This window comes from Ancylomarina sp. 16SWW S1-10-2 (genome assembly GCF_009669305.1).
Taxonomy (GTDB): domain Bacteria; phylum Bacteroidota; class Bacteroidia; order Bacteroidales; family Marinifilaceae; genus Ancylomarina.
In genome coordinates, this window is the sequence record NZ_SADB01000019.1 from 36,927 (window position 1) to 52,738 (window position 15,812).

The following is a 15,812-nucleotide window of genomic DNA, read 5'->3' on the forward strand; positions in this document are numbered from 1 at the left end:
AAGAAGCTCTCAGAACAATATTCTGAGAGCTTTTTTATGATGTAGTTTAAATCTTATTTATTGTAGCGCAAAGTTGATAGGTACAGTGTATTGTACACTTACAGCTTCATCTCTTTGTTTTCCAGGTTTCCAAGTTGGCATAGAGCTTACAACACGAAGGGCTTCCGCATCTAATGAAGGTGCTACTCCTCTCAAAACTTTAGCTTGTTCAACATGCCCCGTTTTATTAACTACAAATCCTATATAAACTCTACCTTGAATTGAACTTTCTACAGCTATATCAGGGTATTTTATATTTTCAGAAATCCAAGATTGAAGTGCTAAGTCTCCACCAGGAAATTCAGGCATATCATCACAGACAACAAAAATTTCTTCAAGTTTATCATCTACTTCTGTGTATATAGATTCTGCTATAACATTGCCGTCAGCATCTCGTATTACGGTTTGTTCTTCTTCTCCTAATATACCATCACTTTTTTCAGTACACTGTAGGTTTAATGTTAGAGCAATGGCAATTGCTGGTATTATAAACAGAAGTCTAAATATTCTGTTTTTCGATGTATTGGTTTTAGTCATCATTATTAGTCGTTTTTTAGTAATAGAGTAGTTGAAATTATTGGCTAAGCCCATTATCTCAGTACCCATTATTTGGTTTAAAATACTCGCTTGATATTGTCCGATGTTGCAGCCTTGCGCAATAACTCCTTCGTCAGCCAATAATTCATGCGTTTGTTTTATGGCACGCTCAAAAAGCCATGCAAAAGGGTTAAACCACAATAATATTGTTGTTAACTCTACCAAAAGCAGATCGATCCAATGCTTTTGTTCTACATGTATTTTTTCGTGTGCTATAATATTCCTAAATGATTCAGCGTTATGTTCTGTGGTATTAATTGCAATTTTTCCAAAAAATGAGAAGTTTGGAGTTTCATCATCAACCTTAACTAACTTTTGCCCTTCAAACTGATCTATTGGGTATTTATTAATAATATTTTGAGTTTTTCGTATTCTTATTATCGATCTTAAAACTAGTATAATGCATACTGATGTATATAGCCCTGCTAATAATTGAGTTGAAGTAATATGTGTTAGTGCTTCATTCGTATTAGTTTTATCAGCATTTAGATTTATTGCATTTAGAAGTACAACAATGTTAGAGCTGTTTGCTGCTTCAGAAATGGCAAAATTCATTTTAATGAGAGGTAAAACAAAGGCCAATATAATTGATGAAGCTAAGTAGATTCTAATGCCTTTATAAAACTTTTCATCTTGTAAAAAGAAATGATAAATGCCATAAAATATGGTTAATACAATTGACGATTTAATTAGGTAAATATATAGATCGTTCATATTACTTGTCTTTATTAATTTCTTTCTTAGTTATCTCAATCATTTCTTCTAAATCTGAGATGCTTAAGTTATTCTCTTTGGCAAAAAAAGATGCCATTTTTGAGAACGAACCATTAAAATAGTTTTGCAATAAACTACCCATTTGTTGACCAGAGTATTCTTCTTTAGTAATTTTTGGAACAAACAAATGCGTTTTACCTTGTGGGATATTTGTTACGAAACCTTTCTTTTCTAACACTTTTAAAACCGTAGCAACAGTCGTGTAAGCAGGTTTAGGTAAATCAAATTTATCGACAATGTTTCTTACATTACTCTCATTCAAATCCCACAATATTTGCATTACCTGTTCTTCTGCTTTAGTCATTTGTTTCATATATATGCTCTTTATTGTAATTATCGATTTTAAACTCATTGTCTACTACAAATGTAGTAGTATAAATGTTAGTAACAAACTTTTCTACTACTTTTGTAGTAGGGTGTTTGCATAAAAAATCCCCAAAGCTTTTGTTTTGGGGATGTCTTATGGAATTATTTTTTTTGAAATTACATAATCAGCTTATAACCTTTACCATGAACATTAATAATTTCGATATTAGTGTCTGGTTTAAGATGTTTTCGAAGTTTAGTGATATAGACATCCATACTCCTAGCATTAAAGTAATTATCGTCTAGCCAAATGGTTTTAAGAGCTAAATTACGTTCAAGTACTTCATTCATATTAATACAAAGTAATTTAAGTAGCTCAGATTCTTTTGTGGTTAGTTTAATAGCTTTGTCACCATCGTGAAGCAATTGTTTTTTTGAATCGAAAAGGAAACGTCCAAGTTTGAATTCATCTTGTTTATTTTCCTTTTTCCCACCAGCTCTTCTTAGTACAGCTTCTATACGAACGAGTAGCTCTTCCATACTGAAAGGCTTAGTCATATAATCGTCTGCTCCTAGTTTAAAACCTTCCAATACATCATCTTTCATCGATTTTGCAGTTAGAAAAATGATAGGAATTCCAGAGTTAATTAAACGAATGTCTTTTGCTAAAGTAAATCCATCACGATGAGGCATCATGACATCGAAAATACCAATATCAAATGGATTTTTTAAAAATGCATCGTATGCCTTATCTCCATCTTCGCATAAGGTTGTATTGTAGCCCTTAGCAATTAAATATTCTTTAAGCAATAGGCCGAGATTTGCGTCATCTTCAGCCAATAAGACTTTAATTTCTTTTTCCATAATGTCTATTTTTTAAATGGTAGGTATACTTCAAATTTAGTACCCTTTCCAAGGCTACTGTTAACACTTACATGACCTCCGTGGGCATCGACAATTCTTTTCACATAGGATAATCCTAAGCCAAAACCTTTTACGTTGTGAACATTTCCTGTGTGTACTCTGAAGAATCGCTCAAAAATCATTTTTTGATCTTCTTTTGATATGCCAATACCGTTGTCGGTAATCGTCATTACAATTCCTTTATCTTTATTTCTTGTACTAATACTTATTTCAGGTGCATCTTTACTATACTTAATGGCGTTATCCATTAAGTTTGAGATAAGATTACCTATATGAACTTCATCCAACATAACTAGATCCTCTTTGGCATCTAGATGTTGATAAGTGTTTCCTTTTTTATCTTCAACCTTAATAGCAAAGTTAGGCATTAGATTCTCAATTATCTGATGAAGATTAACTGCTTTCAGTTTTAATTTTAAACGCCCCTCGTTAAAGATAGCCATTTGCAGCACTTTTTCAACTTGATAACTTAAGCGACGACTCTCATCATTAATGATTTTAGCCATTTGGTTCATACTCTCGGGAGTAGTTGCTACCGAAGTATCTCTAAGCATTTGTGAAGCAAGAGAAATAGTAGAAATGGGCGTCTTAAACTCATGTGTCATATTATTGATAAAGTCGTTTTTAATTTTTGATAAACGTTTCTGTCTAAATATGATAAAAATAGTGAAAGCACAACACAAAATTAATAATAATGATAAAACCAATGAAGGAACTAACATTGTATATGATTTAATAATGTACTTATGCATCTCTGGAAAATAGATATACATATAATGCGACTTCCTGAATGAATCGTTTGGGAATAAAAGCTTTGAAAACTTTTCTTGCTTATCGTATTTAAAATAGTCGTCTGATTTTTTTACAAATTTATTATCTGATTTTATCGCATATTCGAAATCTAATTTAATCCCGTTGTTAGTTAATTTCTCTTTAATTAGTTTGTGTATTGTATTTAGATTTATTCGCTGTTTAAGAGGCATCGATTGACGAGCCATACTTGCAGCTATGAATGAGGTTTGGGTCTGATAGTTTCCAATCCTATTATTTGAAAATCCCAATCGAGGATCTTGAGCTCTTTTAAGTAAATCGCTAAATGATTTTGTATTGAGTTCGGTTTCCTTAGTATCTACAATTTTATTATCCTCATAGTAACTTACTGAAGCAGTTTGATGCTGAGAAGGATTAGGTGGAAAGTCAATAGTATATCTAAGACCACTAATTTTTTTATTTGATTGGCTACTTCCGTTACCTTCTAAAATGCTTTTTGCTTCATCGTCAGATTCCATCTTATCGACCACTTGATCGAGAGCTTTGCTTATTGTAAGAATAAGCTGATCTTCCTTAATTTTTGCAGTAGATTGATAGTACTTGATTTGAATTAAAATCAATCCACATAAGGAAATTGCTAAGATGATTGTTACTAACCAAATATATTTTTTGCTCATGAGTACAAATATAGAAAAATACTTATGCGCATGTTCATGCTTAACAATCTTTAACGGAGCAATAAAGCTTTTAAATTAGATTGATAGGGAAAATTATAATGGATGTTAATATTTAGCATTTGTAAATGAGAATAGTGTCGTTTTTTGCTTATCAATTTTAGAATCGAATGATTAACTCTATTGTGTCTAATTTATTATAATGGGATGTGTTGTGTTGCAATTTTCATTTGATTGTAATATGTTGTATAACATGTTTTCTTATTTTTCATCATTATAATGTTGAATTTAATTTATAGGTATTATTTTTGCGCAGGAAGATTGATACTTGTGATTGGTCTTCTAATTTTGGTTAATAGTTAGTAGAGAGGATGGTTGTGGTTACCATCCTTTTCTTTTAAAAATTAGTCTCGCTCTGCTATAGATTTAGCTCGCCTAGTTCATCTCTTTTTTCATTCTTCGGTGTTCTTTCTTAAATAATGCTAGTTGTTGGTGTTCTGGTATTTATTATTTTCTTTTCTATTTTTCGATACAACATGTTTATAGTCTGTGTTATAAGCGATCTTTTGGTATGTTCTTTTTGATAATAAGAAAGAGAAATCTTATCAATCGTTAAAATATATTTGAAGCTTGATATTTTTGATTATTTTTGGTGATTATTCTAGGCATATAAAAAGAGCTTGGTAATCAGTTGAAATTGAGTGCCCTTTTTATAGAATTGAAAAGTAATTAGTTTTGGAAAACACATATTATATGAAGTATATTTTTTCTTTATTCACCATTGTATTTGCTTTTTGCCTTTCATCACTTTATGCGCAAGAGTATGAAACAGAACCAATAGTAAATTCGCTAGAGCCGAGTGTTCAAGATTCTATTCGCGTGAAAAAGATGGAATTTTATAAAGGTGATGTAGAATTTATCGATAGACTAAGAAAGGATAGTTTAGGTGAAGGTTCGGTAAAAATTATCCAGGACTATAGAATTGATGAATTGCTCAAAATTGATAGAGCTGAAAATTCATATTTGCCAGGATTTCAAGGATATAGGATTCAAGTTTTTTCTGGTGGTGGTAGAGATAGAGAAAAAGCTGTTATTATAAAAAATGATCTTGAAGAGCGATTTCCCAACGATAGAGTGTATCTAAAATACCATGCGCCTGATTTTCGGGTACTTATTGGGAATTTTAGGAATAATTTCGAAGCTGTTTATTTGTATAAGAAATGTTTGAAAATATATCCTAATAGTTATATAAGGAGAGATCAAATAGATTTGGTTGATCTTGAAGTACAAGAAAAAATTGAGATTGAGGAAATGGAATAATATTGAACTACTTAGATGATTCTAAGTGGTTTTTTTTATAGAATAAATTGCAAATGAATTTGTAATTTGTCCATATATAAATTATAAAAAAAGAGTACTAAATAACCATTATAATAAATTAAAATGAGTGATCAACTTAAACACGAGTGCGGAATTGCGTTAGTTCGTTTGCGTAAACCTCTTGAGTATTACCAAAAAAAGTATGGAACTTGGCAATATGGAATTCAAAAGCTTTGTCTTTTGATGGAGAAGCAGCATAATAGAGGGCAAGAAGGAGCAGGAGCCGCAAGTATAAAAATCGATCAAAGGCCAGGAACGAAATATATTCATCGTCATCGCTCAAATAGTAATCAGCCTATTAAAGATGTTTTCGATAACATTTATGGTGATCTATTAACAAAAAAAGAAGCTAACCCAGAAAAATTTGAAGATGCTAAGTGGGCAAAGGAAAATGTTCCTTTTGCTGGTGAAGTTTATTTGGGTCACCTGCGTTATGGCACATTTGGTCGTAATAGTATCGATTTTGTTCATCCTGTAAAGCGTGAAAATAATTGGCGATCTCGTAACCTTGTATTAGCAGGCAACTTTAATTTGACTAATGTTGATGAGTTGTTTAATCTATTGGTTTCTTTAGGTCAAAGTCCTTCCGATTATACAGACACAGTAACAATTCTTGAAAAAGTTGGTCATTATCTTGATGAAGAAAACCAACTTAAATTCAGACAATATAAAAACGAAGGTTATACTTCTCAGGAAATTTCGCCTTTGATTGAAAATAACCTTGATGTTCAAAAAGTTTTATCAAATGCCTCTCGTGATTGGGATGGCGGATATGCCATTGCGGGTATGTTTGGTCATGGCGATTCTTTTGTAATACGTGATCCATGGGGAATACGCCCAGCTTACTATTATCAAGATGATGAAATTGTAGTTGTTGCATCTGAGCGTCCAGTTATTCAAACAGCTTTGAATGTTAGAGCTTGTGAGATTAAGGAAATAGGACCAGGTAATGGTGTTATTATTACTAAGAATGGTGATGTTTCGGAAGTGCCTGTTCGTGTAGCAGAGAAAAGAAGATCATGTTCGTTTGAGAGAATTTATTTTTCTAGAGGATCTGATAAGGATATCTATTTAGAGAGAAAAAAACTAGGTCAGTTATTAACACCAGTTATTCTTGATAGTATCGATAATGATATTAAAAATTCTGTTTTTTCATTTATTCCTAACACAGCAGAAACTGCATTTTATGGTATGATGGAAGGTGTAAGAAGCCATCTCCAAAAAGATAAAAAACGTAAGATCCATGAGCTGAATGGTGAGTGGACTGAAGAAAAGTTACAAGAGATTATTTCTGTTGAACCTCGTGTTGAAAAAATTGCAGTTAAGGATGTTAAGTTAAGAACATTTATATCGGGAGACGAAGGTCGTGATGATTTGGTTGGCCATGTATATGATGTAACTTATGGTATTGTTAAAAATGATGTTGATAACCTTGTTATAATCGATGATTCAATTGTACGTGGAACAACACTTAAGAAAAGTATTCTTAGAATTTTAGATAGACTTCATCCTAAGAAAATTGTGGTTGTGTCTTCGGCACCTCAAATTCGTTATCCCGATTGTTATGGTATTGATATGACTAGAATGGGTGATTTTTGTGCTTTTAATGCAGCTATTTCTTTGCTTAAGGACAGAAATATGGAGGCTGTAATTGATGATGTTTACCAGAAGTGTAAAGCTCAGGAGAATTTACCTAAGGAAGAAGTGGTGAATTATGTAACTGAAATTTATAAACCATTTACTCCAGAAGAGATTTCTGATAAAATTTCGGAACAATTAACACCGGAAGATATGCATGCTGAGGTGAAAATTGTATTCCAAACTGTAGAAAATCTACATCTTGCTTGTCCTGAAAATAATGGTGACTGGTATTTTACTGGTGATTATCCAACTCCAGGAGGAAACAAGGTTGTGAATAAATCATTCATCAACTATGTTGAAGGAAATTCAAAGCGATCTTATTAAACATTGAGATTAAATAGAATAAAAAAAGTCATCCGTTAGGATGACTTTTTTTGTTTATAATGAGTTGAATTGATTAATGTCTTTTCTTGAACAAGTGAAATTTTGTTCTAGGTAAACGTATTTTTAAGAAATTTAGATATGAAGAGATGTGACGCTCAACTTTATTCTCGTATACGTCTTCGATTGTAATCATGATACCTGTTTCTTCAACATCTCCAAAGTGAGTGTTTACAGCTGTACCAAAACTTTTCATAGATGGTGATAAACCCATGTAAGCATTAATAAGTGGAGGAATGTTTGCTCCATGCTCACGTACAATTCTTGATAATATTTTATAGTTTTCTTTAAAATCGACACCATTATAAGTTGCATCCATAGCAGCTGTATCGGTATCTGTTTTAAGAGGATTTAATGGCCAAGCTAGCTTTTCTGGGTCACTAAACATTCTATGCATAAAGTAAAGAATATGATTACGCGCTTCAGTATTAAAATGAGGATACATCGTTACTTTTCCGAAGAAATATTTGATCTCAGGATATTCAACAATTAAGGCTCCAAGTCCATCCCAAAGGTTATCTAGAGCATAAAGGCTTTTTCGTCCTTTTAAAATTGACTGATATTCTGGCTGAACAAATGAACGACCTAGTTCAATCATTTTAGGTATGTATTGAGACTTAAATTTGTCAGAAAAATCAAATAATCTTGATGTTGCCAAAAGTAAATTTCCCTGTTTGTCGGTATGAGCATCTTTACAGATAATATAACGATATCCTCCAAGAATTTCTTTGGCTCCTGGATCCCAAACAATAAGTTGATGGTATGGTTTTTCGTCTAAATCATAATGGTCAATATCAGTTTCCTTACCAGTCCCACCACCGGCTTTTCTGAATGTAATTTCACGTAAACGTCCTACCTCTAGCATTAAATTAGGTGAGTCGTGATGAGTGAAACAATAAATTTCGTTCGAACCTTTATTGGTTTTTCTTACAAATCTATCTTCGGTAAGTTCTTTTTCAAGGAGTTCTCTGTCTACTCGTGGGATAATATCTTTCATTTGGTCTATTTTTTTATTGGCGACAATTTTCTAACTTTTAAATTTAGAATAAGGAAACTCGTTTGTAGTGTTTTTTTAGCAATACAAGGTAAGTGAAAATAAGGAAATTATAAAAATTATGGAAGTATAATATTTCTTATTAATTTTATTTTTTATCAGCAAGATCGTAACATTGATTCTTTATTTTTTCGGCCCATTGGTTGTAATTTAAACTACGATCGATACTTTCATAAGGAATTGGATCACCAATGTTAATTTTAAAGTTTTTTCCTCTTTGCTTGAATAGTTCATTTACTAAATACAACATTTCAAGATTGGTTTTAATGCCTACAAGTTTCCTAAAGTTAGCTAGGTTGTAGAAGAAATTGGAGTTTCTACCACTAATGTGTATTGGAACTATATCGCGTTGGTGTTTCTTTGCTTTTACAATAAAGCTTTTCTTCCACTCGAGATCTTTAATTTCACCTTTTTGTTTTCTAGAAACTAATCCAGCAGGAAAGGTTAAAATTGTAGAATCGGATTTGTAGGCTGATTCTATGATTATTGCAGCCTCTTTTGCTTGACCTCCGTGCTTATTAATAGGAACAAATACTTTGCCCATGTTTTTGATGTTCATTAGAATATCATTAACGAGGAATCGGATTGTTTTAAAGTGTTTCCCAAATAAGGTGATTAAAATAAGACCATCTGGTCCACCTAGTGGATGGTTGGCTACTAGTAAGTAACGCTTGTTTTTATCAAGTTTTTCTAGTCCCTGAATATCATAGGTTATCGATAATTCATCTAATATAGATTGAGAAAATTCAAAACCATGCTTTTGGTGGTTTTTCGAAAGAAAATCATTTAATTCATCTTGGTGAATAATACGTTTTAGGTAAGAGATGATAAAACCGGGCATTAGTTTGCCTTTACTGGCAAATACCTGTTTTAGATCTATCTTTTGAAATTCTTCTGATTCTGATTGGTCTTGCATTTTAATATAATTCTTAAAATAAGGCTTTGTTGTGACTTATTACTGATTCAATAATCAGTAAATACGTGTTGAATGAAAGCCATTAAAGTCAATTACAGCCCAAATATCGTAATTTTATATCGACTTCTTTAAAAAAGAAACGAGCAATAAGTGGAAAAATACACAAGAAAGCCTTTTTATTAGTTATAAGCCTGTGTTTACTATTTAGAAGACTAGAATTTATCTTACTCTAATTGTCTTTCAACGAATAAGATTTATCTTTGCACCTTATAAAAATTCAATAAGCCTTAATAGTAAAGCAATGAGCAAAAGCAATAAGAAGTTATTTATGGAGACCTATGGTTGCCAAATGAATGTTGCCGACAGTGAAGTGGTAGCTGCCATTATGGAACATGATGGTTTTGAGAGAACAGATGAAAGAAGTGAGGCTGATGTTATTTTGATAAACACATGTTCTGTTCGTGAAAATGCTGAGCAAAGGGTACGAGGAAGAGTACAAGGCTTAAACACATTAAAGAAAAAAAATCCTAAGCTTTTAGTTGGCGTTATTGGTTGCATGGCAGAGCGTCTTGGTGAAAAACTTTTTGAGCAGGAAAAAAATGTGGATATAATTGTTGGACCTGATGCTTATATGGATTTACCTTTATTGGTGAAGAAAGCAGAGAAAGGGGAAAAGGCGATTAATATTGATTTATCGTTGTCTGAAACCTATAAAGATATTTGTCCTACACGTATTGATACAAGTGCCATCTCTGGTTTTGTTTCTATTACGCGTGGTTGTAACAACTTTTGTACTTATTGTATTGTACCTTATACTAGAGGTAGAGAACGTAGTCGTACACTTGAAAGTATATTGGGTGAGGTGCATGATTTGGCTTCTAAAGGTTATAAGGAAGTCACTTTATTGGGACAGAATGTCAATTCATATCATTATAAAGATTCAGATTCGGAGATTACTTTCCCAGAGCTTTTGGATATGGTGGCTAAGGCGGAACCCAATATGCGTATTCGTTTTTCAACGTCTCATCCAAAGGACATGAGTGATGATACACTTAAAGTGATGGCTGCAAATGACAATATATGTAAGTCTATTCACTTACCAGTTCAGTCAGGAAGTAATGAAGTTCTTAAGAATATGCGCCGAAAATATACACGTGAATGGTATATGGATCGTGTTGAAGCAATTCGAAAATATATTCCTAATTGTGGCTTAACTTCAGATATATTTGTTGGTTTTCACGACGAAACTGAAGAGCAATTTCAAGAAACATTAGATTTGATGACGTGGGCAGGATATGATTATTCGTATATGTTCAAATATTCAGAACGACCAGGAACTTATGCATACAAGCACCTAAAGGATAATATTCCTGAAGATGTAAAATCGAGACGATTGAGTGAGATGATTGTTATACAAAGACAATTATCATTAGAAAGTAACCAAAGAGATATGGGAAAGACTTTTGAAATCTTAATCGAAGGTTTGTCTAAGAAATCTGATCAAGAAATGTATGGACGTAGCTCGCAAAATAAAGTTTTTATTTTACCTAAAAGTAATTTGAAGGTGGGAGACTTAGTGAATGTAAAAGCTGTTAACTGTACCTCGGCGACATTAATCGGTGAACTTATCGATTAAGTTTATACTATCTATAATATATAACAAGAGGCTGTCAATTATTATTTGACAGCCTCTTTTGTATTTGAATATCGATATTAAGCTAACAATAAAGATTTTACTTTATCTGCAATAGTTTTTCCATCAGCACGACCAGCTAGTTCTTTCGATGCCATACCAATAACCTTACCCATATCTTTAATAGAGCTTGCACCTGTTTTCGCAATAAAACCTTTGATGATTTCTGTTAATTCTTCATCGCCAATTTGAGCAGGAAGGTAAGCTTCAATAAATCCCATTTCTACGAGTTCAACATCAGCTAATTCTTGACGTCCGCCTTCAATATATGTAGCTGCAGAATCTTTTCTTTGTTTAGCCAATTTCTGTACTATTTTTAAAGCATCAGCATCGGCAATCTCAGTACTACCTGTCTTTGTCATTTCAAGAGTGAAAGCTGTTTTAACGGCTCTAATAGTCTGTAATTTCGCCTTGTCTTTAGCTTTCATTGCGGCCTTCATGTCGCTGTTTATCTGTTCTAATAATGTCATGATATATTATATTGTTGTAAAAATCACGTATGAAGATTTGATTTATACAGGTTTGTATTAATTGTCAAAATCGTCTAAATTGAGATGTACCACATTGGCTGTTTTAGGCGTCTCAGTTCTTTGTAAGTCGATTTGTTTACGCTTATATGCTGGAATTTCTTCATTTTCTTGAATTTCTGCTTCGTTCATGTTCCTAGCATCTAGCTTTTCATCTAGTTTAGGTTCAGGTATAGATGCAGTTTCTAATTCCAATTGTAATTTCTGAGTTTCTGTTGTTTTAGCCGGACCTTTACCTCCTTTAAAGGCACTTGTTTTGTTTACAGTCGTTTTTTGATGTCTCTCTTTATAACTTTCGGCTTCGTCATGCTCAAAACCAGTAGCAATAATGGTTACAGAAATATTATTACCTAAAGCGTCATCTTGACCTGTTCCCCAAATGATATTGCCACTATCACCTACAGCTTCATAAACGTAGTCGGTAATTTCTCCGATTTCGTCCATTGTTATTTCTTCTGTTCCAGAAGTAATGTTTAGAAGAATAGAGTTAGCTCCTCGTACATCATTATTATCTAAAAGAGGAGAGGTTAAAGCTTCACGAATGGCTGTTACAGCTCTTCCTTCACCTTCAGCACTTGCTGATCCCATAACCGCAACACCGCTATCGGTCATTACAGTTTTAACATCTTCGAAATCAACATTTATATAACCATGTAAAGTAATAATTTCGGCAATACCTTTTGCTGCAGTAGCTAAAACATCATCAGCTTTAGAAAAGGCTGTTGATAGTTTAAGATCGCCATATATTTTAGAAAGTTTACCATTGTCAATAACAAGTAAAGAGTCAACACTTTCTTTAAGTTTTCTAATTCCTTCTACTGCTTGGCTGATACGCTTATTTCCTTCAAAAGGGAAAGGGATTGTAACAATACCTACAGTAAGGATTTTCATATCTTTTGCTGCCTTAGCTATTATTGGAGCAGCACCCGTTCCGGTTCCTCCTCCCATACCAGCTGTTATAAATACCATTTTGGTATTGTCAGCTAATATTTCAATAACATCGTCTAAGTTTTCTATAGCTGATTGTTCTCCTTTTTCAGGTTTATTACCTGCTCCACGACCTTCAGTTAAAGATTCACCCAGTTGAATTTTTTTAGGCACATCACTTTTTGCTAATGCTTGTGCATCTGTATTACAAATCACAAAATCAACGTCTTTAATGCCTTGCTGATACATGTAGTTAACAGCATTGCCACCACCACCACCAACTCCAATTACTTTAATAATTGAAGATTCTTTTTTTACCAAGCCAAAATTCATTAATTCCTCGCTCATTAATCTATCGTATTTATCCTTACCGGATGTGTGTTATTGTATTCTAATGTATTTAACTTTTTGCGTTGCAAAAGTAATGCTTAATTAACGATGTCCTTATCTTAATTAAGATTTTCTACATGAAATTCAAGTCTAGGTATATATTATATCCAAACTGTCATTTACATAGCTGTGTCTTTGTTGTCGAATAAAGTTCCTAAAGTGTTTTTGACTTTACCCAATAAGCTGTGTCTATTTATTTTTTCTTCTTCTTTTTTAGGAGGAGTAGGAGAATCTTTCGGTTTATTCTCATATTCTTCCGTTTCGTTCTTATTAATTATTTCATCTACAAGAACTTCCTTTTCCTCTGTCTCTTCCTCTTCAAATGTTCTTGTTTGCTCAGAATTATCTGTTTTTGTAGCAGCTGCCCTCTTTTTGGAATTATTAGCTTGGGCTTCCAACATTTCAGGGTTCTCAATAATCAACTCAAATTTTGAGTCATTATTTTCTTCTTGTTGTCTAGGCTGAATATTTAATTCTGGAATAGGATTTTCAGAGAATCCTGTTGCAATAATTGTAACACTTAACTCTTCGTTACATGATTCGGAGTAACCATTACCCCAAATAATATTAACATCATTACCAACAATTGCCTGAACATATTCTGTGATTTCGGTTACTTCCAACATGGTAGCTTCCTTGCTACCCGAAATGATATTTAGTAAGATGTTACTTGCTCCATAAATATTGTTGCTATTGAGTAATGGTGAACTTAAAGCTTGCTTGATTGCTTTAATTGCTCTATCCTCACCAGCTAAACTCGCCGATCCCATAATTGCAACACCCGAATTAGACATGACTGTTTCAACATCGGCAAAATCGACATTTACATAACCATGAACAGTGATAATTTCTGCAATGGATTTGGCTGCAATAGATAAAATATTATCGGCTTGAGCAAAAGCTTCGGAAAGCTTTAAATCGCCAAACATGCTTCTTAATTTTTCATTGTTGATGATCAATAAAGCATCTACATGTTTTTCTAAATTCTCTATACCTTCTAATGCCTGTTGAACTCTATGTTTTCCTTCAAATAGGAAAGGTATTGTTACGATTCCAACTGTAAGTATGCTTCTCTCCTTAGCAAGCTCAGCAATTACAGGTGCAGCACCCGTACCAGTTCCCCCGCCCATACCAGCAGTAATAAAAATCATCTTAGTTTTTTCGCCAAGAACTTTACTTACTTCTTCAATACTTTCTATGGCAGATTGACGACCCTTTTCTGGCTTATTACCTGCACCTCGACCTTCGGTTAAGCTTTTACCTAATTGTATTTTTAAAGGAATAGGGCTGTCTATTAATGCCTGAGAATCGGTATTACATATTATAAATCCAACATCTTTGATTCCTTCTTTATACATGTGATTGACAGCATTACTTCCACCGCCTCCAACACCAATAACTTTAATTATTGATTCATCTTTAGTTTCGAAATTAACAGGTAGTATATCATCAGTCATAATCTTAGGTTTATCGTGTTTTAGTAGCAAGAGGATGAATTTTGAATTTGATAATGAAATCTAGGGAAATCCAGAATCAGCAAAAACTTGTTTCTATTTTTTAATACTAGTTATCAAAAAGTGTTTCAAAAAAACGCTTAAATTTAAACTTATTCTTCTTACTTCTTGGTTGTGTTTCAATTCGGTCATTTGTATTATTAAGTGATTTGTTTAAACCTTTTAGTAATAGACCAATACTTGTTGCATATATCGGATTTTGATAGGCATCGTCAAGTTTAATTTTAGATGAAGCATTGGGGTAACCAATTCTAACATCTAAACCCAATCTTTCTTTTGTTAAAACATCAAGGTTCTTAAGCATTGCTCCACCACCAGTTAGTACAATCCCTGCACCAAGCTTATCACCATATGGAGTCATATCAATTTGATATTTAACACGATCCAATATTTCTTCCATACGACATTGAATAATTTGAGCTAGAGTTTTGAATGCAATTTCTTTTGGATCCCAACCTCCTGTTTGTGGTATGTTTACCACTTTATCCATATCTGCTAATCTTTCAATGGCTTCGCCAAATTGAACTTTTAGAGCTTCTGCTTGTTTCAATAGTAAGTGACAACCTTCTTTAATATCCTTGGTAACCACATCGCCACCAAAAGGAATTACTGCGGTATGTCTAAGAACGCCATCAAAATAAACCGTGATGTCCGTTGTGCCACCACCTATATCAACAAGTACTGCTCCAGCTTCTTTTTCTTCAGGTGTTAAAACGGCTAGGGATGAGGCTAGTGGTTCTAAAATAAGTTCTTCAATATCAATATCAACAGCTTTAACGCAGTTTTCTATATTTCGGGCAGATGCTGATCGGCCAATAATAATGTTAAAGTTGCCATCAATTCTTCGACCTGCCATTCCAATCGGGTTTTTTATTCCCTTATCTTTATCAACCACATAATCTTGTGGAATGACATGTAGGATTTGTTCGCCTACTTGAATTGGAATTCTAAAATTATCCTGTAGAATTGTATCAATATCTTCCTGAGTAACAGTTTGAGAACTGTTTTGTATGTATTTAAACTGACGGTTTTTTAAACTTCGAATATGTTGTCCAGCGATACCAACGTATGCTTTATCAATTTTAAGATTTGTTTTCTCTTGTAATTTAGTTACCACTTCACGAATGGCATCAATTGTTTGGTTTATGTTTTGAATAACTCCCTTAACTACACCTAATGATTTGACCTTCTCCAAACCTAATATTTGAAGTTCTCCGTTGGGTGTAATTTCCCCTGCTATGGCAACAATTTTAGTTGTTCCAATATCTATGGCCGCTATAATTTCGTTTGTGTTGCTCATCCTA

At 33.1% G+C, this 15,812-nt stretch carries 13 protein-coding genes; 3 read left to right on the top strand and 10 right to left on the bottom strand.

All coding sequences use genetic code 11. The annotated features are described in order from the left end of the window. Positions 1-57: 57 nt before the first annotated feature. From EMN46_RS14685 to EMN46_RS14700, 4 genes are all read right to left on the bottom strand, one after another. Positions 58-1,350: a TonB family protein gene (locus EMN46_RS14685; protein ID WP_154201572.1), complete on the bottom strand. Its 1,293-nt coding sequence runs from the start codon at positions 1,348-1,350 to the stop codon at positions 58-60. A 1-nt stretch (position 1,351) separates the two neighbouring features. After that, positions 1,352-1,723 (bottom strand): BlaI/MecI/CopY family transcriptional regulator, encoded by a 372-nt coding sequence (locus EMN46_RS14690; RefSeq protein WP_154201573.1) that lies wholly within the window; start codon positions 1,721-1,723, stop codon positions 1,352-1,354. 170 nt (positions 1,724-1,893) lie between these two features. Beyond that, entirely contained in the window at positions 1,894-2,580 is a 687-nt protein-coding gene (locus tag EMN46_RS14695) for a response regulator transcription factor (protein WP_154201574.1), read from the bottom strand. A 5-nt stretch (positions 2,581-2,585) separates the two neighbouring features. Beyond that, positions 2,586-4,088, bottom strand: coding sequence for a sensor histidine kinase KdpD (locus tag EMN46_RS14700; RefSeq protein WP_154201575.1), 1,503 nt, complete (start codon positions 4,086-4,088; stop codon positions 2,586-2,588). 750 nt (positions 4,089-4,838) lie between these two features. On the opposite strand from EMN46_RS14700, the gene EMN46_RS14705 reads away from it, so the two are divergent. Together EMN46_RS14705 and EMN46_RS14710 are read left to right on the top strand one after the other, a co-directional pair. Continuing rightward, positions 4,839-5,405: a hypothetical protein gene (locus EMN46_RS14705; protein ID WP_154201576.1), complete on the top strand. Its 567-nt coding sequence runs from the start codon at positions 4,839-4,841 to the stop codon at positions 5,403-5,405. A gap of 123 nt (positions 5,406-5,528) precedes the next feature. Next, positions 5,529-7,430, top strand: a complete 1,902-nt coding sequence (locus tag EMN46_RS14710; RefSeq protein WP_154201577.1) for an amidophosphoribosyltransferase — start codon at positions 5,529-5,531, stop codon at positions 7,428-7,430. Positions 7,431-7,503: 73 nt separating this feature from the next. Here EMN46_RS14710 and EMN46_RS14715 read toward each other — a convergent pair whose 3' ends face one another. Continuing rightward, on the bottom strand, positions 7,504-8,484 hold the full coding sequence (locus tag EMN46_RS14715) for a GNAT family N-acetyltransferase (RefSeq protein ID WP_154201578.1): 981 nt from the start codon (positions 8,482-8,484) through the stop codon (positions 7,504-7,506). Positions 8,485-8,629: 145 nt separating this feature from the next. Then, positions 8,630-9,457 carry a 1-acyl-sn-glycerol-3-phosphate acyltransferase gene (locus tag EMN46_RS14720; RefSeq protein WP_154201579.1) on the bottom strand — a complete coding sequence of 276 codons (828 nt, stop codon included), beginning with the start codon at positions 9,455-9,457 and terminating at the stop codon, positions 8,630-8,632. A 301-nt stretch (positions 9,458-9,758) separates the two neighbouring features. Here EMN46_RS14720 and miaB point away from each other — a divergent pair, with 301 nt between their 5' ends. Next, positions 9,759-11,093, top strand: coding sequence for a tRNA (N6-isopentenyl adenosine(37)-C2)-methylthiotransferase MiaB (gene miaB, locus EMN46_RS14725; protein ID WP_154201580.1), 1,335 nt, complete (start codon positions 9,759-9,761; stop codon positions 11,091-11,093). Positions 11,094-11,170: 77 nt separating this feature from the next. On the opposite strand, the gene EMN46_RS14730 is transcribed toward miaB, so the two are convergent. From EMN46_RS14730 to ftsA, 4 genes are all read right to left on the bottom strand, one after another. After that, positions 11,171-11,620: a GatB/YqeY domain-containing protein gene (locus EMN46_RS14730; protein ID WP_154201581.1), complete on the bottom strand. Its 450-nt coding sequence runs from the start codon at positions 11,618-11,620 to the stop codon at positions 11,171-11,173. A 57-nt stretch (positions 11,621-11,677) separates the two neighbouring features. Beyond that, positions 11,678-12,952: a cell division protein FtsZ gene (gene ftsZ / locus EMN46_RS14735; protein ID WP_154201582.1), complete on the bottom strand. Its 1,275-nt coding sequence runs from the start codon at positions 12,950-12,952 to the stop codon at positions 11,678-11,680. Positions 12,953-13,113: 161 nt separating this feature from the next. Then, positions 13,114-14,451 carry a cell division protein FtsZ gene (gene ftsZ, locus EMN46_RS14740; RefSeq protein ID WP_154201583.1) on the bottom strand — a complete coding sequence of 446 codons (1,338 nt, stop codon included), beginning with the start codon at positions 14,449-14,451 and terminating at the stop codon, positions 13,114-13,116. A gap of 106 nt (positions 14,452-14,557) precedes the next feature. Beyond that, positions 14,558-15,808 (bottom strand): cell division protein FtsA, encoded by a 1,251-nt coding sequence (gene ftsA, locus EMN46_RS14745; protein ID WP_154201584.1) that lies wholly within the window; start codon positions 15,806-15,808, stop codon positions 14,558-14,560. Between the last annotated feature and the right edge of the window lie 4 nt (positions 15,809-15,812).

What these genes read in the sequence shown, in the direction of transcription:
- EMN46_RS14685 (WP_154201572.1), bottom strand. Translation starts at nt 1,350, where the DNA reads ATGAACGATCTATATATTTACCTAATTAAATCGTCAATTGTATTAACC.
- EMN46_RS14690 (WP_154201573.1), bottom strand. Translation starts at nt 1,723, where the DNA reads ATGAAACAAATGACTAAAGCAGAAGAACAGGTAATGCAAATATTGTGG.
- EMN46_RS14695 (WP_154201574.1), bottom strand. Translation starts at nt 2,580, where the DNA reads ATGGAAAAAGAAATTAAAGTCTTATTGGCTGAAGATGACGCAAATCTC.
- EMN46_RS14700 (WP_154201575.1), bottom strand. Translation starts at nt 4,088, where the DNA reads ATGAGCAAAAAATATATTTGGTTAGTAACAATCATCTTAGCAATTTCC.
- EMN46_RS14705 (WP_154201576.1), top strand. Translation starts at nt 4,839, where the DNA reads ATGAAGTATATTTTTTCTTTATTCACCATTGTATTTGCTTTTTGCCTT.
- EMN46_RS14710 (WP_154201577.1), top strand. Translation starts at nt 5,529, where the DNA reads ATGAGTGATCAACTTAAACACGAGTGCGGAATTGCGTTAGTTCGTTTG.
- EMN46_RS14715 (WP_154201578.1), bottom strand. Translation starts at nt 8,484, where the DNA reads ATGAAAGATATTATCCCACGAGTAGACAGAGAACTCCTTGAAAAAGAA.
- EMN46_RS14720 (WP_154201579.1), bottom strand. Translation starts at nt 9,457, where the DNA reads ATGCAAGACCAATCAGAATCAGAAGAATTTCAAAAGATAGATCTAAAA.
- miaB (WP_154201580.1), top strand. Translation starts at nt 9,759, where the DNA reads ATGAGCAAAAGCAATAAGAAGTTATTTATGGAGACCTATGGTTGCCAA.
- EMN46_RS14730 (WP_154201581.1), bottom strand. Translation starts at nt 11,620, where the DNA reads ATGACATTATTAGAACAGATAAACAGCGACATGAAGGCCGCAATGAAA.
- ftsZ (WP_154201582.1), bottom strand. Translation starts at nt 12,952, where the DNA reads ATGAGCGAGGAATTAATGAATTTTGGCTTGGTAAAAAAAGAATCTTCA.
- ftsZ (WP_154201583.1), bottom strand. Translation starts at nt 14,451, where the DNA reads ATGACTGATGATATACTACCTGTTAATTTCGAAACTAAAGATGAATCA.
- ftsA (WP_154201584.1), bottom strand. Translation starts at nt 15,808, where the DNA reads ATGAGCAACACAAACGAAATTATAGCGGCCATAGATATTGGAACAACT.